Consider the following 18,177-nt stretch of genomic DNA (forward strand, 5'->3'; position numbering starts at 1 on the left):
CGGTGGCCGCGGGCCGGGCTTGGCTGATGTGGGGGCTGGGGGCGCTGTGCTACCTCACCGCGTTGTTCCACCGGATGAGCCTCTCGGTCGCCGGGCTCACCGCGCAGGAGCGGTTCTCCATCGACGCGACCGGGCTGGCCGCGTTCTCCGTGGTGCAGCTCGTGCTCTACGCGGTGCTGCAGGTGCCCGTCGGGGCGGCCGCCGACCGGTTCGGACCGCGGCGGCTGCTGTCGCTCGGGATGGCGCTGATGGCCGCCGGGTCGATCGTGTTCGCGCTGGCCACGGCCTATCCGGCGGCGATGGCCGGGCGGGCGCTGATCGGCGCCGGTGACGCGTTCCTGTTCGTCAACGTGCTGCGGCTCGCGCACAACTGGTTCCCCGGCCGCCGGTACGCGCTGGTCGCGGCGCTGACCGGGATGATCGGCGGGCTGGGTCAGCTGATCGCGACCGCGCCGCTGGCCGCCCTGCTCACCGGGTTCGGGTGGACGCCCGCGTTCCTGGTCGCCGGCGTGGTCACCGCGGTCCTGCTGGTCGCGGCGGCGATCGCGCTGCGGGACGGGCCGTCGGTGGTGGCGCGCGAGGAGCCGCGGGAGCCGTTGCGGGTGAGCCTGCGGCACGCGTGGCGCAACCGCGGGACCCGGCACGCGATGTGGACGCACTTCACGCTGATGGGCGCGTTCGTCACGTTCACCGCGGTGCTCGGGCAGCCGTACCTGGTGCACGCGCAGGGCCGCACCCCGGCGACGGCGAGCGCGCTGCTCACCGTGGTGGTGGCCGGGTTCGTGCTGGCCGGGACGATCGCCGGGCAGCTGGCTTCCCGCCGGCCGGGCCTGCGCGGGCCGATGGTCGCCTCGGCCGCGGTGGTGAGCGTGGCGTGCTGGGCGGTGCTGGTCGTGGTGCCCGGTCCGCTGCCGGTGGCCGTGCTGGGGCCGGTGCTGTTCGTGATCGGCGCCGCGGGCGCGGTGAGCATGCTGGCGTTCGACCTGGCGCGCTCGGCCAACCACGGTCACCAGGCCGGGGTCGCCAGCGGGGCGGCGAACATGGGCGGGTTCACCTTCGCGGTGGTCGCCGAGCTGGGGGCCGGCCTGCTGCTGGACGAACTGCGGCGGCACGGAGTGGCCGATCCGCTGGCCTACCGGCTGTCGTTCCTGGTCGCGCTGGTGATGGGACTGGCCGGCACGGTGCGGCTGGTCACGCTGCACCGGCACGCCGGGGTGCGCCCGCACCCGGAACGCGCCCTCGAACCCGCCTGAAGCCCGGCCGCACGGGAAGTGCGGCCGGGACGGGTCAGCGTGGCCAGGCCGAAGCGCGCCAGGCTCCCGAGCCCGGCTGCGGCAACGGGCGCCGGACCAGGGCGGCGCGGTCCGCCCAGAACGAGGTCCGCTCCGGCTTCTCCGGCTCCTCGCCGCCGCCGGCGCTCGCGGCCGCGGCCACCACGGCCGTCAGCGCCGCCAGTTCGGTCTCGCTCGGGTCGCCGCGCACGATGCGCAGCAACGGCCGGGCGGGCGGGGTCTCTTCGGACTCGCTCATCGGTCCCCCTTACAGCGGGATGTTGCCGTGCTTCTTGGGCGGCAGCGTCTCGCGCTTGTCCCGCAGCATGGACAGCGCACGGGCGACGTGGCCGCGCGTGTGCGACGGCACGATCACCGAGTCGACGTAGCCCCGCTCGGCGGCCTCGTACGGGTTGAGCAGCGTGTCCTCGTACTCCTGGATCAGCTCGGCCCGCAGCGCCTCGACGTCCTTGCCCTCCTCGGCGGCCTTGGCGAGCGTCTTGCGGTGCACGATGTTCGCCGCGCCCTGGGCGCCCATCACCGCGACCTGCGCGGTCGGCCACGCCAGGTTGATGTCCGCGCCCAGGTGCTTGGAGCCCATGACGTCGTACGCGCCGCCGTAGGCCTTGCGCGTGATGACGGTGACCAGCGGGACCGTCGCCTCGGCGTAGGCGTAGATCAGCTTCGCGCCGCGGCGGATGATGCCGTTCCACTCCTGGTCGGTGCCCGGCAGGAAGCCCGGCACGTCGACGAACGTCAGCACCGGCACGTTGAACGCGTCGCAGGTCCGCACGAACCGCGCCGCCTTCTCCGAGGCGTCGATGTCCAGGCAGCCGGCGAACTGCGTCGGCTGGTTGGCGACCACGCCGACCGCGTGCCCGTCCACCCGGCCGAACCCGACGATCACGTTCGGCGCGAACAGCTCCTGCACCTCCAGGAACTCGCCGTCGTCGAGCACGCGGGTGATGACCTCGTGCATGTCGTAGGGCTGGTTCGGCGAGTCCGGGATCAGGGTGTCCAGCTCGAGGTCGGACTCGGTGACGCCGTCGGCGATCGACCCGTCCACCGGCTCCGGCGAGTCGAACACCGGCGGCTCGGACAGGTTGTTCGACGGCAGGAAGGACAGCAGCTCCTTGACGTAGGCGATCGCGTCCTCCTCGTCGGTGCCGAGGTAGTGCGCGTTGCCCGACTTGGTGTTGTGCGTCCGCGCGCCGCCCAGCTCCTCGAACGTGACCTCCTCGCCGGTCACGGTCTTCACCACGTCCGGGCCGGTGATGAACATGTGCGAGGTCTGGTCGACCATCACGATGAAGTCGGTGAGCGCGGGGGAGTAGACGTGCCCGCCCGCGTTGGCGCCCATGATCAGCGAGATCTGCGGGACGACACCGGAAGCCTTCACGTTGCGGGTGAAGATCTCGCCGTAGAGGCCGAGCGAGACCACGCCCTCCTGGATGCGCGCGCCGCCGCCCTCGTTGATGCCGATGATCGGGCGGCCGGTCTTTATCGCCAGGTCCATGACCTTGACGATCTTCTCGCCGTACACCTCGCCGAGCGAGCCGCCGAACACGGTCACGTCCTGGCTGAACACGCACACCGGGCGGCCGTCGATGGTGCCGTACCCGGTCACCACGCCGTCGCCGTACGGGCGGTTGCGCTCCTGCCCGAAGTTGGTCGACCGGTGCCGCGCCAGCTCGTCCAGCTCGACGAACGACCCGGGGTCGAGCAGCAGGTCGATCCGCTCGCGGGCGGTCTTCTTGCCCTTCGCGTGCTGACGCTCCACGGCCCGGGCGGACCCGGCGTGCACCGCCTCGTCGTTCCGGCGGTACAGGTCGGCCAGCTTCCCGGCCGTGGTGTGGATGTCCGGCTCCTCCGCCGGAGGCGTCCCGATCGGCTCCGTCGCGCTGCTCATGACGGGAGCCTATCTACTGCGCAAGGGGCGCGTGTGTGGCGTGAACCTCACCTGGCGAACCGCGACCACTCCTGCAGCAGCCGCCGGGCCGATCCGCCGACCGGTCCGACCGCGTCGGCCAGCGTGTTCGCGTCCGGCAGGTGGGCGCCGTTGATCGCGTCGACGGCCTGTCCGGCGTCGGTGATGGTCGACGAGCAGACCGAGAGCAGGTAGTCCGGGACGTTCAGCGCCGGGTCGGTGCAGCCCACCACCGGTGTGCCGACAGCGGTGACCAGCGGGAACACCGTGCCCGGAATGCCGATCGCGGCTTCCGCGCGGGCCGAGGCCTGCACCGAGGGCACGGTGCTGATCTCGTACCGGTCCCACAGCGAGCGGTCCTCACGCGGGTGCAGGCCGACGAGGATCCGCTTCCCGGCGGCCGCGAGCTTCTCCGCGGAGGCGAGCAGCAGTTCGGTGCCCGGTGCCGCGGCGCCGGTGCCGTCCGGGTGGGTGACGCTGGTGAGCACCAGGACCAGGCCCGGTTCCGGCGCGCGCACGGGCAGGTTGTCGGTCTGCGGCGAGCCGACGATCCTGATCCGCCGCCGCGTGCCGAGGTAGGCGCCGAACGCCCGTGCCTCGGCGGTGGAGGACGACGTGATCAGCCGCGGGTGCAGTTGCTTCGCGCGCGGGGCTTCGACAGGTTGCTGGTAGGCGAGCGAGCTGGCGACGAGCGGCAGGTGCCGGAACCGGGCCGCGCAGTCGGCGGGCCAGTCCCCGGCGCCGGTGACGACGAGCAGGTCCGCGCGCGGGGCGGTGTCCGGGGTCGCGACGGGCACCGGGTCGCCGGGGGTGATGCCGGTCAGGTCGGGCACCAGCTGGGTGAGCCGCCAGCCGCGCCGCGCGGCCTCCGCGAGCAGCGGTTTGACGTGGTAGGTGCCCCACGGTTCGTTCGTCGCGATCAGCACGCGCGGGGCTCCGGAGGCGCTGGCGGTTCCGCCACCGAGGGCGGCGAGCGCGAGGGCGCCGCCGAGGACCGCGCGCCGGGACACCGGGTTCGTCATGATCGACAAGCTAGGGGGCCCGGGCGGCGGGCAGGTGAACTCCGGGTGTCAGCCCCGCGCCAGCTGTTCGGTGTACTTCTTCGTCAGCTCCGCCGTGCGGTCTTCCGGCCACGGGCAGCGGATGTCGCCGAAGGTGGCGGCGAAGAACAGCTCCAGGTGCGTGTGCCAGGCGGCCAGTGCCTCGGCGCGCAGGTGCGCGAGCGGGAGCGGGATCGTCTGCGTCAGCTCGATGCGCGTGCCCAGCTGGGGGTCCGCCACGACCTCGAAGCGGACCCGCCCGGCGGGGGAGCCGTCGTGCAGCCACTCGTACTCCAGGACGTGCGGGGCGGAGGCGGTGACGACCCGGCCCGCGGGGACGTAGCCGTTCGTCGCGCGCAGCGGCGGTGGGCCGCCGGGTTCGACGGTCGCGTCCTCGGCCAGCAGCCGCCAGATCTCCCCGGCCGGCTTCCAGACCAGGTCGCGTGCGAACCGCAGCCGGTAGCCGTCGGCGGTGTCGTGGACCGAGCCCTCGCCGAGGCGGAACTCCTCGATGTAGCGCTCCATCTCCGCGAGCCAGTCCGGCTGCGGCGGGGCGTCGGCGCCGTCCAGCCGGGCGGTCAGCCCGTTGAGGCAGGCGTTCCAGCCGATCGCGTTGCGGCCGCCGGAGAGCCGCCCGATGTCGCCGCCGCCGATCGTCTGGGTGAACACCAGCAGGCAACCGTCACCGTCGGGCAGCAGCTCGAACCGCAGGACGTCGAGGTTCCAGCTGAAGGCGAACACCTTCGGCGGGTCGAACTCGAGGACCTCGCCGGTGCCGCCGTCGTCGACCGGAGCCTCGTCGGGGAAGACGAACCGGATCGGCGCGCCGATCCGCGCCTCGGTCTCGACGCGCGCCGGGAACCAGTGCGCCAGCTCGGCCGGGTCGGTGATGGCCCGCCAGACCTTCTCGGGCCGGTGCCGCAGCTGCCGTTCGAAGCGCAGCACGGGTTTGCCTGCGATCGTGCGGAATTCGGTCACCGCGGGTCCTCCATCGAGTCCAGGTGGCGTTCGAGGGCGTCCAGGCTGGCGTGCCACATGCGCCGGTAGGGGGCCAGCCAGGCGTCGATTTCGGCGAGCGGTTCCGGGCGCAGCCGGTACCAGCGGCGTTGCGCGTCCTGCCGGACCTCGACCAGCCCGGCCTCGCGGAGCACCTTGAGGTGCTTGGACACGGCGGGCTGGGTGAGGCGCAGGCGCTCGACCAGGTCCCCGACCGGCCGCTCGGCGGTGCGGAGCAGGTCGAGGATCTCGCGCCGCCGCGGCTCGGCGAGCACCTCGAACGTTGATGCCATACCAGGAATATAACCGCTGGGGAATATAAGTCAAGCGGATCGGAAGCGCCCGGCGTGACGTCGTAGTGGCTCGGAGCCGGAGCTGGCGTCGGCAGTCGCTCGGCGCGAAGCCGTAGGCCTTGAGGAACCCGCGGTGCAGGGCGAACCGGCTGCAGCCGGCCACCGCTGGCGGTGTAGACCAGCGGTCGACACAGCGCTGAAGGGACTCGCGCTGCGCCCGTGACATCGGTGTTCCCCAGGAACGCGGAAGTGCCTTCTTCCGCGCCCCCGCCGGCTCCGACAAGATCGGCTCATGAGCGAAGAACTCCTCGACCTCGTGGCGAACCAGCGGTTCGGCACCCTGGCCACGGTCCGCCGCGACGGCAGGCCGCAACTGTCCACAGTGATCTACGCGTGGTATCCGGAGGAGAAGCTCATCCGCATCAGCGCGACGGCGGACCGCGCGAAGGTGCGGAACCTGCGCCGCGATCCGCGTGCGGTGCTGCACGTGGCGGCTTCGAACGGCATGGCGTACGCGGTCGTCGAAGGTGACGTGGACCTGTCCCCGGTCAGCACCGAACCCGGTGACGCGACCGGGCGGGAGACGGCCGAGTTCGCCACCCGGTTCGAGGACCCGTACGCCGACCTCGATGGCTTCTACCAGCGGATGGTCGACGAGCAGCGCGTGATCATCCGGATCCCGGTGTCGCGCGTGTACGGGCTGCCGCCGGGCGTGCTGCCCGCACTCGACTAGAGGCCGAGGCCGCGCAGCAGGATGTCGAACCCCTGCCGGAATTCCTCCTCCGGCGGGATCGACCTCGCCTGCGCGGCCGTCTCGGACAGGATCGGGAACTCCTCGGGCGGCAGTGCGGCCAGTGCGGCCGTGCCCGCCCCGGACAGCGCCCCGAAGTGCTCGACCTGCAGCGCACCGAACACGTACCCCATGATCGCCCGGAACGCGATCGCCCGCCGCTTGCCGGTGATCCCGGTATCGGTCAGGACGCTCAGCATCGTTTCGCCCCATCGCGTCGAGCTGGGCGCGCGGTGGCGGTGGATCAGCAGCAACGGCACGACCGCCGGATGCCGTGACACCGCGGCCCGGACCCGGTCGGCCAGCACGCTCAGCCGCCTGCCCGCCGAGCCGCGCGGCACCGTCAGGTCGATCGCCTGCAGCACCAGGTCGACGACCAGTCCTTCGAGCTGGTCCCGGTCGGAGACGTACCGGTAGAGCGACATCGTGCCCATGCCGAGTTCGCCGGCGACCGTGCGCATCGACAGCGCGCCCAGCCCCTCGCGATCGAGCACGGCCAGTGCGGCGGAGGCGATCTGCTCGGTGGTCAGGGAACGGGGTCGTGGCATGGCGTTTGACAGCGTACAGCATACGCGCATACGTTCGTAGGCGTACACCGCACGCCTACGAGGGGAATGCCCGATGCGTGAGTTCGAGCTGGTCGCGGTCAGCGGTGAGCGGATCCGCGTGCCCGACCCGGAACGCCTGGTCCACCTGCAGTTCCGGAGATTCGCCGGCTGCCCGATCTGCAACCTCCACCTGCGCTCGGTCGTGCAGCGGCACGACGAGATCACCGCGGCCGGCATCCGCGAGGTCGTGTTCTTCCACTCGCCCGCCGACGAACTGCGCGACTACGACCTGCCGTTCGCCGTCATCGCCGATCCGGAGAAGCGGTACTACCGCGAGTTCGGCGTCGAATCGAGCCCTCGCGCGCTGCTGCACCCGCGCACGTGGGGTGCGATCCTGCGCGGCTCGGCGCTGACGCTGCGGGGGAAGTTCCGCCCGCCGGCGACCCGGCAGGAGGGCGGACGGCTCGGGCTGCCCGCGGACTTCCTGATCGACCCCACCGGCCGGGTGATCGCGCAGAAACGCGGCGAGCACGCCTACGACCAGTGGTCGGTCGACGAGCTGCTGGCCCTCGCGCGCACAGAGGTGGTCCGGTGAACCACGGCTGACGCTGTCCACCGAACTCCTTCGGGCGGTGTCGGACGCGGGCAGCCGCGCGGCGACATCTCGGGCAAGTTCGCGCTCCTGGACTCGGCGCCGCGGGCGCGCAAACGCGGCGCGCGAGCTGCTGGTCGACGGGCTGCGGGCGAAGTTGCTGCACGGTGCGGCGGGCCGGTGCAGAGGTCTTCCCAGGGGCGCGTCGCCCCGCTTGAATCGGATGATGAACACAGGCGGTTTGTCCAAGGCGCGGCTGGGCCGGCTCCACGACGTGATGGCCGGTTACGTGGAGCGCGGCGAGGTCCCTGGGGTGATCACGCTCGTCGAACGCCACGGTGAGGTGCACGTCGACGTGCTCGGCTCGGTCGCGTTCGGCGGGCCGCCGCTGAGCCGGGACAGCCTCTTCCGCATCAGCTCGATGACCAAACCGATCGCAGCGGCCGCCGCCATGGCGTTCGTCGAGCGGTGCCGGCTCCGGCTCGACGAGCCCCTCGACGAGCTGCTGCCCGAGCTGGCCGACCGGCGGGTGCTGGCCCGGATCGACGGCCCGCTGGAGGAGACCGTGCCCGCCGAGCGGGCCATCACGCTGCGCGACCTGCTGACGTTCCGGATGGGGTTCGGCCAGCTGTACCTGCCGGAGGAGCCGCCGATCGTGCGGGCGGCCGGCGAGGCGGGCATCGGGATGGGGCCGCCGAAACCATCGGAGATGCCGGAGCCGGACGAGTGGATGCGCCGGCTGGGCTCGCTGCCGCTGATGTGCCCGCCCGGCGGACGCTGGCTCTACAACACCGGCTCGGACGTGCTGGGCGTGCTGCTCGCACGGGCGGGCGGTTCGCTGGAGGAGGTGCTGCGCGAGACCGTTCTCGATCCGCTGGGGATGGACGACACCCGGTTCACCGCCGACCCCGAGCGGCTGGTCACCGCGTACGGCGGCGATCTGACGGTCTACGATCCGCCGGACGGCGAGTGGTCCCGACCGCCCCGGTTCCCGTCCGCCGCGGGCGGGCTGGTGTCCACGGTGGACGACCTGCTGCGCTTCGGCCGGATGATGCTCCACTTCGGACGGTTCGGCAGCGAGCGCGTGCTCGCGCGGCCCACGGTGGAGGTGATGGTGACCGACCAGCTGGCGCCGGGGGAGAAGGCGGTGTCCGGCTTCTACCCCGGCTACTTCGACACGCGCGGCTGGGGTTTCGGCCTGTCCATGACGACCGCGCGCGACGACATCGCGTCGGTGCCCGGCCGCTTCGGCTGGGACGGCGGGCTCGGCACGTCGTGGTTCTCCGACCCGAAGGAGGACCTGGTCGGGATCCTGCTGACGCAGAAGGCCGGGTTCCCGCAGTACAACAACCTGTACCTGGACTTCTGGACCTCGGTCTACCAGTCAATCGCCGATTAGCGCTGCCTCCTCCTCGGGGGTGAGCCCGGCCTTGCGCGGGCGGTCCAGGCCGCGGGCGCGTTCCTCGTCCAGGGCCGCGCGCACGGTGTCGGCGAGCGGGCGGATCTCGAGCCCGGCCGCGCGGGCCGGCGCGGCGTCGTGCGCGGCGAGACCGTGGTGGCTCTCCGGCAGCCACAGCGGCAGCGATTTCGGCCCGAACCACGGCTGCACACCAGCGGCGAGCAGGGCTTCCTCGGCGACCGGGACCGTTTCGGTGCCGGGCGGGGCGACGAGGTCGGCGATCTCCTCCAGGACGGGGCCGAGCGGCGTGACCGGGCTGACCGCGTCGAAGGCGCCGGTGAGGCGTTGCTCGGCGGCCGTCACGATCCACGCGGCGAGATCGCGCACGTCGACGTGCTGGAACGGCTGCTTCGGGGTGTCCGGCACCACGACGCGGCCGCCGCGGCTGAAGCGGGCCGGCCAGTAGCCGAAGCGGTCCATGTAGTCACCCGGGCCGGTGATCTGTCCCGGCCGCACGATGAACAGCCGGTCACCGAGCGCGTCGCGGGCCGCGTGCTCGCAGGCGACCTGGACCCCGCCGTAGACCTCGGGCGTCATCTCGGCCAGGTCGATCCGGTCGCGTTCGATCGGCTGGTGCTGCGGGGAATCCGCGGTCTGGCCGAGCGTGGCGGTGTCGGCGTAGGTGTTGATCGTGGAGACGTACGTCCAGTGCCGCGTGGTGATGGTGCGCAGCGCGTCCCGGACCCAGCGCAGCCCGGTGTAAGCGATGTCGACCACCGCGTCGAATTGCTCGCCGGCCAGGACGTCGATGGAGCCCGGCTCGTCGCGGTCGACGCGCACGTGCCGCGCGCCCTCCGGCACGCTGCCGGACACCCCGCGAGCCGCGCACACGACGTCGTGCCCGCGCCGGACCGCTTCCCCCGCAACGGTTTTCGACAGGAACGACGTGCCACCCAGAACGAGAACCCGCATGTGATCGACTTTGCCCGAGACCGGCCGCCGGGGGCCAGGAATTTCGCGCAGAGCGAGATCAGCCCAGCGGGGTCAGCAACCGGTGCGGCTCGCGCAGGGCGACGCTCACCGGATCGTCCCGGTAGTCCGGTTTGGCGCCCGGGCCGAGGCTCACCACCAGGTCGGCCGGTGCCGGTACCGACTGGCAGCGCGGGCACAGCCCGGCCGGCGTCACCGGGGTGCCGCAGTCGGCGTGGCTGAACACGCGCCGGGGCCCGGCCGGTGGCCCGAACTCGTGCTCGCCCCACTGCGCCAGGGCGAACACCGCGGGCCACAGGGCGATGCCGCGCGCGGTGAGGACGTAGTCGTGGCCGGACGGGCGCGGCCGCCGCTCCAGCAGGCCCGCGGCGACCAGGGATTTCAGCCGGTCGGTGAGGACGGCGCGCGGGATGTCGAGGTGCGCGCACAGGTCGCCGAACCGCCGGACCCCGTAGAAGAAATCCCGCAGGACGAGCAGCGTCCACCGCTCGCCGACGACCTCGAGCGCCCTGGCCAGCGAGCAGTCCTGGGTCGCGTAGTCCTTGCCGAGTGCCACGACCGCCAGCTTACCGCCTGGTTCAGTTATTGAACTACTCCTGCTAGGGTCAGCTGCAGTTCAATCACTGAACCGGAGGGGCAATGGCAACACTGGTGATCGCGAGCGCCGCGGCGTTCCTGGTCTTGGTGAACTTCACCGCGCCGCTGGCCACGCTCGGCGAGATCGCGGGCGCGCTGGGCGCCGGGCCCGCCGGGCAGACGTGGATGCTCGGCAGCATCAGCCTCGGCCTGGCCGCGGCGCTGCTGATCGCGGGTGGGTTCGCCGACACGTTCGGCCGCAGGCGCGTGTTCGTGCTGGGCGGATCGGGGCTCGCGGTGGGCAGCGTGCTGTGCGCGGTGGCGCCGGCGACCTGGCTGTTCGTGCTGGGGCGGATCGTGCAGGGCGTGGCGAGCGCGGCGCTGCTGGTGTCGAGCCTGGGACTGCTCGCGCACGCCTACCCGGCCGGGGCGGAGCGGGTGCGGGCGACCGGGTTGTGGGGCGCGATGCTCGGCGGCGGGATCGCGGTCGGGCCGGTGCTGGCCGCGCTGCTGACCGCCCCGGCGGGCTGGCGGTCCGTCTACTGGCTGATCGCGGCGCTCGGCGTGGCGGTGGCGGCCGGAGGTGCGCGCCTGGCCGAGTCCCGGGGGATCCCGCGGCCGACGGACTTCGCCGGGTTGGTGACGCTGGGGCCGGGGATCGCGTTGCTGGTCGCCGCGCTGACCGAGGCGCGCACGGGGTGGGGAGTGGCCGTGCTGGCCTGGGCGGCGCCGGCGGTGGCCCTGCTGGCCGCGTTCGTCGTGGTCGAGTTGCGGGCCGCCGAACCGATGATCGACCTGCGGCTGTTGCGCGCACCGGCCTTCCGCGCGGCGACGGCGGGGGCGTTGACCAGCGGGATCGCGGTGGTGTCGTTCATGACGTACCTGCCCGGACTGCTGCACCGGTTGCTCGGCCTGACCCCGCTGGCCGCGGCCGCGGTGGTGTCGATCTGGTCCGGGGTGTCGTTCCTGGTGGCGGCCCAGGCGCGGCGGGTGACCCCGTGGCTGGGCGACCGTCGCCAGGCGGCGCTGGGACTCGGGCTGTGCGCGGCCGGGGAGCTGGCCACGCTCGGGCTGAGCGCGCAGTCGTCGTGGTGGCATTTCGCGCCCGGCCTGGCGATCGCGGGCGTCGGGACGGGGTTGTGCAACGCGGCACTGGCGGGGCTGTCGGTGCGCACCGTGCCGGCCGACCGGGCCGCGATGGGAACCGGGGCGAACAACACCGCCCGGTATGTCGGGTCCGCGCTGGGGATCGCGCTGGTGGCGGTGGTGCTGGCGGCCGCGCCGGGACCCGCCGGAGTGAACTACACCGCGGCGATCACCGGCACGCTGGCCCTGCTGGGAGCCCTGATGACGGCGATGAGCCGGGAACGGACGCCGGCGCCGGTGGGTTCGTAGGCGCCGCCGGCCGCCGCGGCTGGTTGGGCCCCTGGGGGCAACCGGCGCGCGGCGTCCGCCGGCGGGCTCTTGTCGGGGTGCGGTCGGCCAGCTCGGCTGGCTGCTCCGCCGGTGGCCCGGTTGCCGTGGGGCAACCGGGCGGCGGGGTTCGTCGGTGGGCTTTCGTCGTGGGGCGGGCAGGTGTCTCGGCCGGCTACTCCGCCGGTGCCCTGGTTGCCGTGGAGGCAACCTGGCCGCGGGGTCCGCCGGCGGGCCCTCGTCGTGGTTCGGTCGGCCCACGACGTGGTTCGGTCGGCGATCTCGGCTGGCCACTCCGCCGGTGGCCTGGTTGCCCTGCGGGCAACCGGGCGGCGGGGTTCACCGGCGGGCTCTCGTCGTGGTGCGGGCAGGTGTCTCGGCCGGCTGCTCCGCCGGTGGCCTGGTTGCCGTGGGGGGCAGCCAGGCCGCGGGGTCCGGCGGCAGGCCCACTTCGTAGTGCGGCAGGTATCTCGCCCGGCTACTCCGCCGGTGCCCCGGTTGCCCTGGGGCAGCCTTCCCGCGGGGCCCGGTCGGTGCACGACGTGGTGCGGTCGGCTATCGCGTCAGGAGGTCCCGCAGCGCCTTGATCACCTCGGCCGGGCCCTCCTCCGCCATGAAGTGCCCCGACGTCACCGTCCGGTGGTCGAGGTCCGGCGCCCACGCCCGCCACAGCGTCTCGGCGTCGTAGCCCAGCGCCGCGCCCCAGTCCTGCTGCAGCACGGTCACCGGCATCGCCAGGCGGCGGCCGGCCCCGCGGTCGGCGGTGTCGTGCGTGATGTCGACCGTCGCGGTGGCGCGGTAGTCGGCGACGATCGAGGTCACCGCCTCGCGGGACGCGCGCAGGTACTCGGCCCGCACGTCGGCCGGGATGGCGTCCGGGTTCTGCGTCCACGCGTCCAGGAAGTAGCCGAAGAACTCGTCCGGCACCGCGCCGATCATCTTCTCCGCCAGCCCGGGCGGCTGCGCCATCAGGTACAGGTGGAACCCGACCGCCGCGCTCGCGCCGTGCATCACGTCCCACATGTCCAGCGTCGGCAGCACGTCGAGCGAGGCCAGGTGCGTCACCGCGTCCGGGTGGTCCAGACCGGCCCGGATCGCGACCAGCGCGCCCCGGTCGTGCCCGGCCAGCGCGAACCGCGGGTGCCCGAACGCCCGGGCCACCGCCACCACGTCGGCCGCCATCGTGCGCTTCGAGTAGGTCTCGCCGGTGTCCGCGGGCTTGTCGCTGTCGCCGTAGCCGCGCAGGTCCGGCACGATCACGGTGTGGTCGGCGGCGAGGTCGGCGGCCACGTGCCGCCACATCAGGTGGGTCTGCGGGAACCCGTGCAACAGCACGATCGGGCGGCCGGAGCCGCCGATCGCCACGTTCAGTGAGACGCCCTCGGCGACGGGAACCCGCTGGTAGTCGAATCCGGTGATCTGCATGGAACCGAGCCTGCCGGGACCCGATCAGCAACGAATCAGCGCGCGCTGAGCGGCTACAGTGCGCGGTGATGGGCTCGTCCGTGCGGTTCGCCGTGCTCGGGCCGCTGGTCGCCGAGACCGAGCACGGTCCGCTCGACCTCAGGGGGCCGCGGCACCGGGCGGTCCTCGCGCGCCTGCTGATCGCCCGCGGCCGGGTGGTCCCGGTCGACCGCCTTGTCGACGACCTGTGGGCCGACCCGCCCGACGGCGCGGTCGGGGCGATCCAGACCTTCGTCGCGGCGCTCCGCCGCGTGCTGGAACCCGACCGGCCGCCGCGCGCCCCCGCGCGGCTCCTCGTCACCACCGGGCCCGGGTACGCGCTGCGCGCCGAGGAGGTCGACGCTTGGCGCTTCGAGGAGGCGGTGACCAAGGCCGCGGACCTGGCGCCCGCCGAGGCACTGTCGCTTGTGGACGAGGCGCTGGGCTTGTGGCGCGGCCCCGCCTACGCCGAGTTCGCCGACCAGGGCTGGGCCCGCGCGGAGATCGCCCGGCTGGACGAGCTGCGCCTGCTCGCCCTCGAACGCCGGGCGGAAGCGTTGCTGGACCTCGGGCGCGCGGCCGAAGCCGTACCCGACCTGGAGGCCCACACCGGCGCGCATCCGTTGCGGGAGGACGCGTGGCGCCTTCTCGCGCTCGCGCTGTACCGCGCCGGCCGGCAGGGCGACGCGCTCGCCGCGTTGCGCCGGGCGCGGCAGGTGCTCGCCGACGAACTGGGCGTCGATCCCGGGCCCGCGCTGCGTGAGCTGGAGTCGGGCATCCTCGCCCAAGCGCCCGAGCTGACCGCCGACATGCCCAGCGCACTCGTCGGCCGGGACACCGAACTGGCGCGGCTCACCGAGGCCGCTGGACGGGCGCGGCTGGTCCTGATCTCCGGCGAGGCCGGCGCGGGCAAGACCGCGCTCGCCGAAGCGTTCACCGCGGCGATGGTGGCCCGCGGGTGGACTGCCGCGTGGGGCGTCAACCCGGAGCACGAAGGCGTGCCCGCGGCCTGGCCGTGGACGCAGATCCTCGGCACGCTCGGCATCTCCGTGCCGGACGAGCCGAACCGGTTCCATTGGCACCGGGCGGTGCGGGAGGAGCTGGCCCGGCGGGGGAAGCTGCTGCTGGTCCTGGACGACCTGCACTGGGCGGGCGAGGAAACGCTGGCCCTGCTGTCCGCGCTGGTCACCGATCCGCTGCCGGGGACGGTGCTGATCGTCGGCGCCTACCGCAGCACGGACGTCGCGCCCGGTTTGGCTGGTTTTCTGGGCCGGATCGCGCGCGCCGAGCCGGTGCGGATCTACCTGGGCGGGCTGCCGGCGGAGGCGGTGCCCGCGCTGGTGCTCGCCACCACGGGGCGGGAGGTCGACACCGGGACGGCTCGCACCATCCATCAGCGCAGCGGCGGCAACCCGTTCTTCGTGCGGGAACTCGCGCGGGTGCTCGACACGGAGGGCGCGCTGTCGACGGTGCCCCCAGGCGTGCGCGACGTGGTCCGGTACCGGGTCGCGCAACTGCCCGAGGGTGTGCAGGCGGTGCTACGGCTGGCCGCGGTCGTCGGCAATGAGGTCGACTTGGACCTGCTGCCCGGGGACGCGCTCGAACTCGCGGGCGGGGGCGGGCCGTTCCGGCGGGACCTTCCGACCGGGGACGCTCTGGACGCTTCTGAGGTCGCCGCCAAACGGGATCTCCTCGCCGAGCAGGGATCGGGCCTCCCTACCGGCGAGGTGCTGGACGCTGGGGAGGGGGCGGCTGAGCGTGGGCCGGGTGGGTTCGGCCGCGACGTTTCGCCCGGCGAGGTGCTCGACGCTCTCGAACTCGCCGCGGAGCGGGGGTTTCTCGTCGAGCGCGGGCCGGGCCGGTTCCGCTTTGCCCATGCGCTCGTCCGGGACACGCTCTACCAGGACCTCTCGCGGTCGCGCCGGGCGCGCCTGCACGCGCGGATCGGCGAGATGATCGAACGCCTGCGCCCCGGCGACGTGGCCGCGCTCGCGCACCACTTCCTGCTCGCCGAGGCGCCCGCGGCGGTCCGGTACGCGCGGGCCGCGGCCGAGGACGCCGAGCGCCGCTTCGCTCCGCATGAGGCCGCCCGGTTGTGGCAAGCCGCGCTCGACAACTCCGGTCCGCCGGGTGGGGCCCCGGCTGGTGGCGCCGACGTGCCGGAGCGTCTCGAGCTGATCATGGGCCTGGTGCGGGCGCTGGCCGTGACCGGCAGGTTGGACCAGGCCCGGCAGCACCGGGCCGAGGCGCTGGCGCTGGCCGAGCAGGTCGGCGACCCGGCGCTGACCGCACGCGTGCTCGCCAAGTTCGACGTGCCCGCGATCTGGACCGCGAACGACGATCCCGGCTTGGCCCGGCGGATCGCCGAGGTGACCGAGCGGACTCTGGACGCGTTGCCGCCGGGCGAGGACGCGGTTCGCGCGCGCCTGCTCGCCACCCTTGCCCTTGAGTTGCGCAACACCGCCGGGGACCGCGGACCGCAGGCCGCGCGGGAGGCCGAGACGTTGGCGCGGAGCCTGGACGATCCCGCGCTGCTGGCGTTCGCGCTGAACGCCCGGTTCATGCAGTCGTTCGAGCGGGCCGGGCTCGCACCGGAGCGGGCCCGCATCGGACGCGAGCTGGTCGAGCTGGCGCAACGCCACGAGCTGGTGACGTTCGAGGTGCTCGGCCACCTCGTGCTGATGCAGGCCGCATCGGCCCTCGCCGATTTCCCGGCTGCCGACGGCCACGCGGAGGCGGCCGACCGGCTCGGCGACAAGCACGAGATCCCGCTCGTCGGCGTGTTCACCCAGTGGTACCGGGCGATGCGGACCTCCGCCGCCGGACAGCCCGCCGAAGCCGCGTACCGCGCCGCCGCGGCCCGGCTGGCCGGTACCGGGATGTCCGGTGTGGACAGCGGCATCCTCGGCTTCGCCCTGCTGTGCGACCGCGTCCAGCGCGGCGTCGATGTTGGGCGCGACCTCGACTTCGGCGGCTACGAGCCGTGGTGCCGTCCCGTGGTGTCCGACGACGGGTCGGAAATCCCGCCCTCCCCGCGGGACCTGCTCTTCGAGGCGCGCACCTGCCTGCACGCGCTGGTGGCGATCCGCCGCGGCGACCGCCCCGCGATGGCCCGCCTGCACGCCGAACTGCTGCCCGCCGCGGACGAACTGGCCGGCGCGGGCAGCGGACTGCTCACGCTCGGCCCGGTCGCCCGATACCTCGAGGCGCTGGCCCGCCACGGCGCGGCCTGAAGTGGGAGCCGCGCCTCACGTGGGGTTGGAGGGTGGCGGGGCGCGCCGTCTGCGGCGGGGCCGCGCGTGGCGTGGCTGGTGGTGAGTAGCGGGGTGTTGCCTGGGTGGGGCCGCGCGTGGCGTGGCTGGTGGTGAGTGGCGGAGGGGCGCCTGGGGCGGGGCCGCGCATGGCGTGGCTGGTGGTGAGTAGCGGGGTGTTGCCTGGGGCGGGTTGCGCGGCGGCGGGTTGGCTATGCCGGCGGGTGTTGCCTGGGGCAGGGGCCGCGCGGCGGCTCGCTGGCGGGGCCCGGCGTGGTGCCGAATGGGGCGGGAGCGCTCCGTGTGTGGCTGGTCGTGCGTGACGCGGGCAGCTGGGCTGGTCGCCGTGGTGGCTTTGCGTGGGTTCACGTTCGCGCTGGTTGACGCGGCTCCGGTTGGAGCTGGGTGGATCCACGCCGGTGGCCTGCGGAGTTTCACCTCAGGCGGCCGGAATGAGTGCGGGTTCGTGTGGGAGTGAGTTGATCCTTTCTGGTTCCAGTGGTGGCCTCGGCTTCATCCGAAGTCGAGTTGGTCATCCTGAGGATCCGTAGTCGTTGAACGTCCGGCCGAATGTCTCGCCGTAGAAGCGCTTGGCCTCGCCGGCGTCGGTCACCGTCAGGTCGACGTGGTCGAGGGAATGGTGCCGGTGTGGTGTCGTTTCGGTCATGTCAGCCAGTGTGCCCGGGGGCTACGACAGTTTCGGGCCGGACAGCCGATCGTCTTCACGAGATGGCACAGTCGTGCACCTTGACCTCCACTTTACTAGAGCTTGCACGCTCTCGGCATGACTACGACAACCCGCGAAGTGACAGTGCTCGGCCTCGGCGAGATGGGCTCGGCCATCGCGAGGGCGTTCCTCGCGCACGGATACCGCACAACGGTCTGGAACCGGACCGCGAGCAAGGCGGTGCCGCTTGCCGAGGCCGGTGCCGTGGCAGCCCCGACCGCCGCGGAAGCCGTTGCGGCGAGCCCACTTGTCGTGATGTGCCTGCTCGACGGCGCCGCCGTGGACGAGGTGCTGTCTGCCCTCGGCGATACAGTCGAGGGCAAGGTCCTGGTCAACCTCACGAGCGGCTCCCCGGCCCAGGCCCGCGCGAACGAACGCTGGGCGAACGAGCGCGGCGCCCGCTACATCGACGGCAAGATCATGGGCGACCCGCCCTACGTCGGCACGCCGAACGCTCGATTCCTGTTCAGCGGCACCGCTTTCGAGGCCCACGAGGAGACGCTGAGCCTGCTGGGCAGCGTCAGCTACCACGGCGAAGATGCCGGCGCCGCGGCCGTGGAGTTCCTCGCCCAGGTCGCGATGGGCTACGAACTGCTCCTCGGCTTCCTGCACACGCTCAAGGTCATGCGGTCGGAAGGCGCCGACATCATCGGGTTCGCCGACCGCTTCGCCGCCTCGCTGACCGCCTACCAGCCGCTGCTGACCTCCATCGCCAAGGCGATCGAGAGCCGCGAGTACCCGCCGGACCTCGGCCCGCTCGACGTCCAGGCCGCGCTGATGGACGACCTGATCAGCCACCGCGAGTCGCTCGGTGTGGAAGCCGTCCGGATGCGCGAGACCAGGCAGCTGATGGAGCGCCGGATCGCCGACGGCCACGGCGGCCAGGGCTTTTCGAGCCTCTTCGAGCTGCTGGGGTAGACC

At 73.1% G+C, this 18,177-nt stretch carries 17 protein-coding genes; 7 read left to right on the forward strand and 10 right to left on the reverse strand.

Features of this window, described 5'->3' with window-relative positions; translation table 11 throughout:
• The first annotated feature begins 2 nt into the window (after positions 1–2).
• Positions 3–1,253 (forward strand): MFS transporter, encoded by a 1,251-nt coding sequence (locus tag IE290_RS32525; RefSeq protein WP_229874851.1) that lies wholly within the window; start codon positions 3–5, stop codon positions 1,251–1,253.
• A gap of 34 nt (positions 1,254–1,287) precedes the next feature.
• Here IE290_RS32525 and IE290_RS32530 read toward each other — a convergent pair whose 3' ends face one another.
• Genes IE290_RS32530 through IE290_RS32550 form a run of 5 tightly spaced genes read right to left on the reverse strand, consistent with a single transcriptional unit; the run spans position 1,288 to position 5,527 of the window.
• Positions 1,288–1,530, reverse strand: a complete 243-nt coding sequence (locus IE290_RS32530) for an acyl-CoA carboxylase epsilon subunit (protein WP_191248571.1) — start codon at positions 1,528–1,530, stop codon at positions 1,288–1,290.
• Between the two features lie 9 nt (positions 1,531–1,539).
• Entirely contained in the window at positions 1,540–3,180 is a 1,641-nt protein-coding gene (locus IE290_RS32535; RefSeq protein WP_191248572.1) for an acyl-CoA carboxylase subunit beta, read from the reverse strand.
• Between the two features lie 47 nt (positions 3,181–3,227).
• Entirely contained in the window at positions 3,228–4,220 is a 993-nt protein-coding gene (locus IE290_RS32540; RefSeq protein WP_191248573.1) for a hypothetical protein, read from the reverse strand.
• 48 nt (positions 4,221–4,268) lie between these two features.
• Entirely contained in the window at positions 4,269–5,216 is a 948-nt protein-coding gene (locus IE290_RS32545; RefSeq protein WP_191248574.1) for an SRPBCC family protein, read from the reverse strand.
• The gene (locus tag IE290_RS32550; protein WP_191248575.1) at positions 5,213–5,527 is read right to left on the reverse strand and encodes an ArsR/SmtB family transcription factor; all 315 of its coding nucleotides are present in this window, start codon (positions 5,525–5,527) and stop codon (positions 5,213–5,215) included. Before IE290_RS32550 ends, IE290_RS32545 begins: the two co-directional genes overlap by 4 nt.
• A gap of 292 nt (positions 5,528–5,819) precedes the next feature.
• On the opposite strand from IE290_RS32550, the gene IE290_RS32555 reads away from it, so the two are divergent.
• Complete coding sequence (locus tag IE290_RS32555) at positions 5,820–6,260, forward strand: PPOX class F420-dependent oxidoreductase (protein WP_191248576.1); 441 nt, start codon at positions 5,820–5,822, stop codon at positions 6,258–6,260.
• On the opposite strand, the gene IE290_RS32560 is transcribed toward IE290_RS32555, so the two are convergent.
• Entirely contained in the window at positions 6,257–6,865 is a 609-nt protein-coding gene (locus IE290_RS32560) for a TetR/AcrR family transcriptional regulator (protein ID WP_191248577.1), read from the reverse strand. The two genes, IE290_RS32555 and IE290_RS32560, sit on opposite strands and share 4 nt — an antisense overlap.
• 73 nt (positions 6,866–6,938) lie before the next feature.
• Here IE290_RS32560 and IE290_RS32565 point away from each other — a divergent pair, with 73 nt between their 5' ends.
• Entirely contained in the window at positions 6,939–7,460 is a 522-nt protein-coding gene (locus tag IE290_RS32565; protein ID WP_191248578.1) for a peroxiredoxin-like family protein, read from the forward strand.
• Between the two features lie 223 nt (positions 7,461–7,683).
• The gene (locus IE290_RS32570) at positions 7,684–8,856 is read left to right on the forward strand and encodes a serine hydrolase domain-containing protein (protein ID WP_191248579.1); all 1,173 of its coding nucleotides are present in this window, start codon (positions 7,684–7,686) and stop codon (positions 8,854–8,856) included.
• On the opposite strand, the gene IE290_RS32575 is transcribed toward IE290_RS32570, so the two are convergent.
• Positions 8,842–9,828 (reverse strand): NAD-dependent epimerase/dehydratase family protein, encoded by a 987-nt coding sequence (locus tag IE290_RS32575; protein ID WP_191248580.1) that lies wholly within the window; start codon positions 9,826–9,828, stop codon positions 8,842–8,844. The two genes, IE290_RS32570 and IE290_RS32575, sit on opposite strands and share 15 nt — an antisense overlap.
• Positions 9,829–9,886: 58 nt before the next feature.
• Positions 9,887–10,402 (reverse strand): winged helix-turn-helix transcriptional regulator, encoded by a 516-nt coding sequence (locus tag IE290_RS32580; RefSeq protein WP_191248581.1) that lies wholly within the window; start codon positions 10,400–10,402, stop codon positions 9,887–9,889.
• An 83-nt stretch (positions 10,403–10,485) separates the two neighbouring features.
• Here IE290_RS32580 and IE290_RS32585 point away from each other — a divergent pair, with 83 nt between their 5' ends.
• On the forward strand, positions 10,486–11,817 hold the full coding sequence (locus IE290_RS32585; protein WP_191248582.1) for an MFS transporter: 1,332 nt from the start codon (positions 10,486–10,488) through the stop codon (positions 11,815–11,817).
• A gap of 573 nt (positions 11,818–12,390) precedes the next feature.
• Here the strand turns inward: IE290_RS32585 and IE290_RS32590 are convergent.
• The gene (locus IE290_RS32590; RefSeq protein WP_191248583.1) at positions 12,391–13,260 is read right to left on the reverse strand and encodes an alpha/beta fold hydrolase; all 870 of its coding nucleotides are present in this window, start codon (positions 13,258–13,260) and stop codon (positions 12,391–12,393) included.
• Between the two features lie 68 nt (positions 13,261–13,328).
• Between IE290_RS32590 and IE290_RS32595 the strand changes: the two genes are divergently transcribed.
• Positions 13,329–16,511, forward strand: coding sequence for an ATP-binding protein (locus IE290_RS32595; RefSeq protein WP_191248584.1), 3,183 nt, complete (start codon positions 13,329–13,331; stop codon positions 16,509–16,511).
• Positions 16,512–17,061: 550 nt separating this feature from the next.
• On the opposite strand, the gene IE290_RS38345 is transcribed toward IE290_RS32595, so the two are convergent.
• Positions 17,062–17,196: a VOC family protein gene (locus IE290_RS38345; protein ID WP_268246439.1), complete on the reverse strand. Its 135-nt coding sequence runs from the start codon at positions 17,194–17,196 to the stop codon at positions 17,062–17,064.
• A 117-nt stretch (positions 17,197–17,313) separates the two neighbouring features.
• On the opposite strand from IE290_RS38345, the gene IE290_RS32600 reads away from it, so the two are divergent.
• The gene (locus IE290_RS32600; RefSeq protein ID WP_191248585.1) at positions 17,314–18,174 is read left to right on the forward strand and encodes an NAD(P)-dependent oxidoreductase; all 861 of its coding nucleotides are present in this window, start codon (positions 17,314–17,316) and stop codon (positions 18,172–18,174) included.
• The last annotated feature ends 3 nt before the right edge of the window (positions 18,175–18,177 follow it).

The sequence above is a fragment of the Amycolatopsis deserti genome (assembly GCF_014653945.1).
Taxonomy (GTDB): Bacteria; Actinomycetota; Actinomycetes; order Mycobacteriales; family Pseudonocardiaceae; genus Amycolatopsis_E; species Amycolatopsis_E deserti.

Coding starts and splice junctions, on each gene's coding strand:
- IE290_RS32585 (WP_191248582.1), top strand. CDS start 10,486: ATGGCAACACTGGTGATCGCGAGCGCCGCGGCGTTCCTGGTCTTGGTG.
- IE290_RS32595 (WP_191248584.1), top strand. CDS start 13,329: ATGGGCTCGTCCGTGCGGTTCGCCGTGCTCGGGCCGCTGGTCGCCGAG.
- IE290_RS32560 (WP_191248577.1), bottom strand. CDS start 6,865: ATGCCACGACCCCGTTCCCTGACCACCGAGCAGATCGCCTCCGCCGCA.
- IE290_RS32600 (WP_191248585.1), top strand. CDS start 17,314: ATGACTACGACAACCCGCGAAGTGACAGTGCTCGGCCTCGGCGAGATG.
- IE290_RS32540 (WP_191248573.1), bottom strand. CDS start 4,220: ATGACGAACCCGGTGTCCCGGCGCGCGGTCCTCGGCGGCGCCCTCGCG.
- IE290_RS38345 (WP_268246439.1), bottom strand. CDS start 17,196: ATGACCGAAACGACACCACACCGGCACCATTCCCTCGACCACGTCGAC.
- IE290_RS32535 (WP_191248572.1), bottom strand. CDS start 3,180: ATGAGCAGCGCGACGGAGCCGATCGGGACGCCTCCGGCGGAGGAGCCG.
- IE290_RS32555 (WP_191248576.1), top strand. CDS start 5,820: ATGAGCGAAGAACTCCTCGACCTCGTGGCGAACCAGCGGTTCGGCACC.
- IE290_RS32590 (WP_191248583.1), bottom strand. CDS start 13,260: ATGCAGATCACCGGATTCGACTACCAGCGGGTTCCCGTCGCCGAGGGC.
- IE290_RS32530 (WP_191248571.1), bottom strand. CDS start 1,530: ATGAGCGAGTCCGAAGAGACCCCGCCCGCCCGGCCGTTGCTGCGCATC.
- IE290_RS32550 (WP_191248575.1), bottom strand. CDS start 5,527: ATGGCATCAACGTTCGAGGTGCTCGCCGAGCCGCGGCGGCGCGAGATC.
- IE290_RS32565 (WP_191248578.1), top strand. CDS start 6,939: ATGCGTGAGTTCGAGCTGGTCGCGGTCAGCGGTGAGCGGATCCGCGTG.
- IE290_RS32570 (WP_191248579.1), top strand. CDS start 7,684: ATGAACACAGGCGGTTTGTCCAAGGCGCGGCTGGGCCGGCTCCACGAC.
- IE290_RS32575 (WP_191248580.1), bottom strand. CDS start 9,828: ATGCGGGTTCTCGTTCTGGGTGGCACGTCGTTCCTGTCGAAAACCGTT.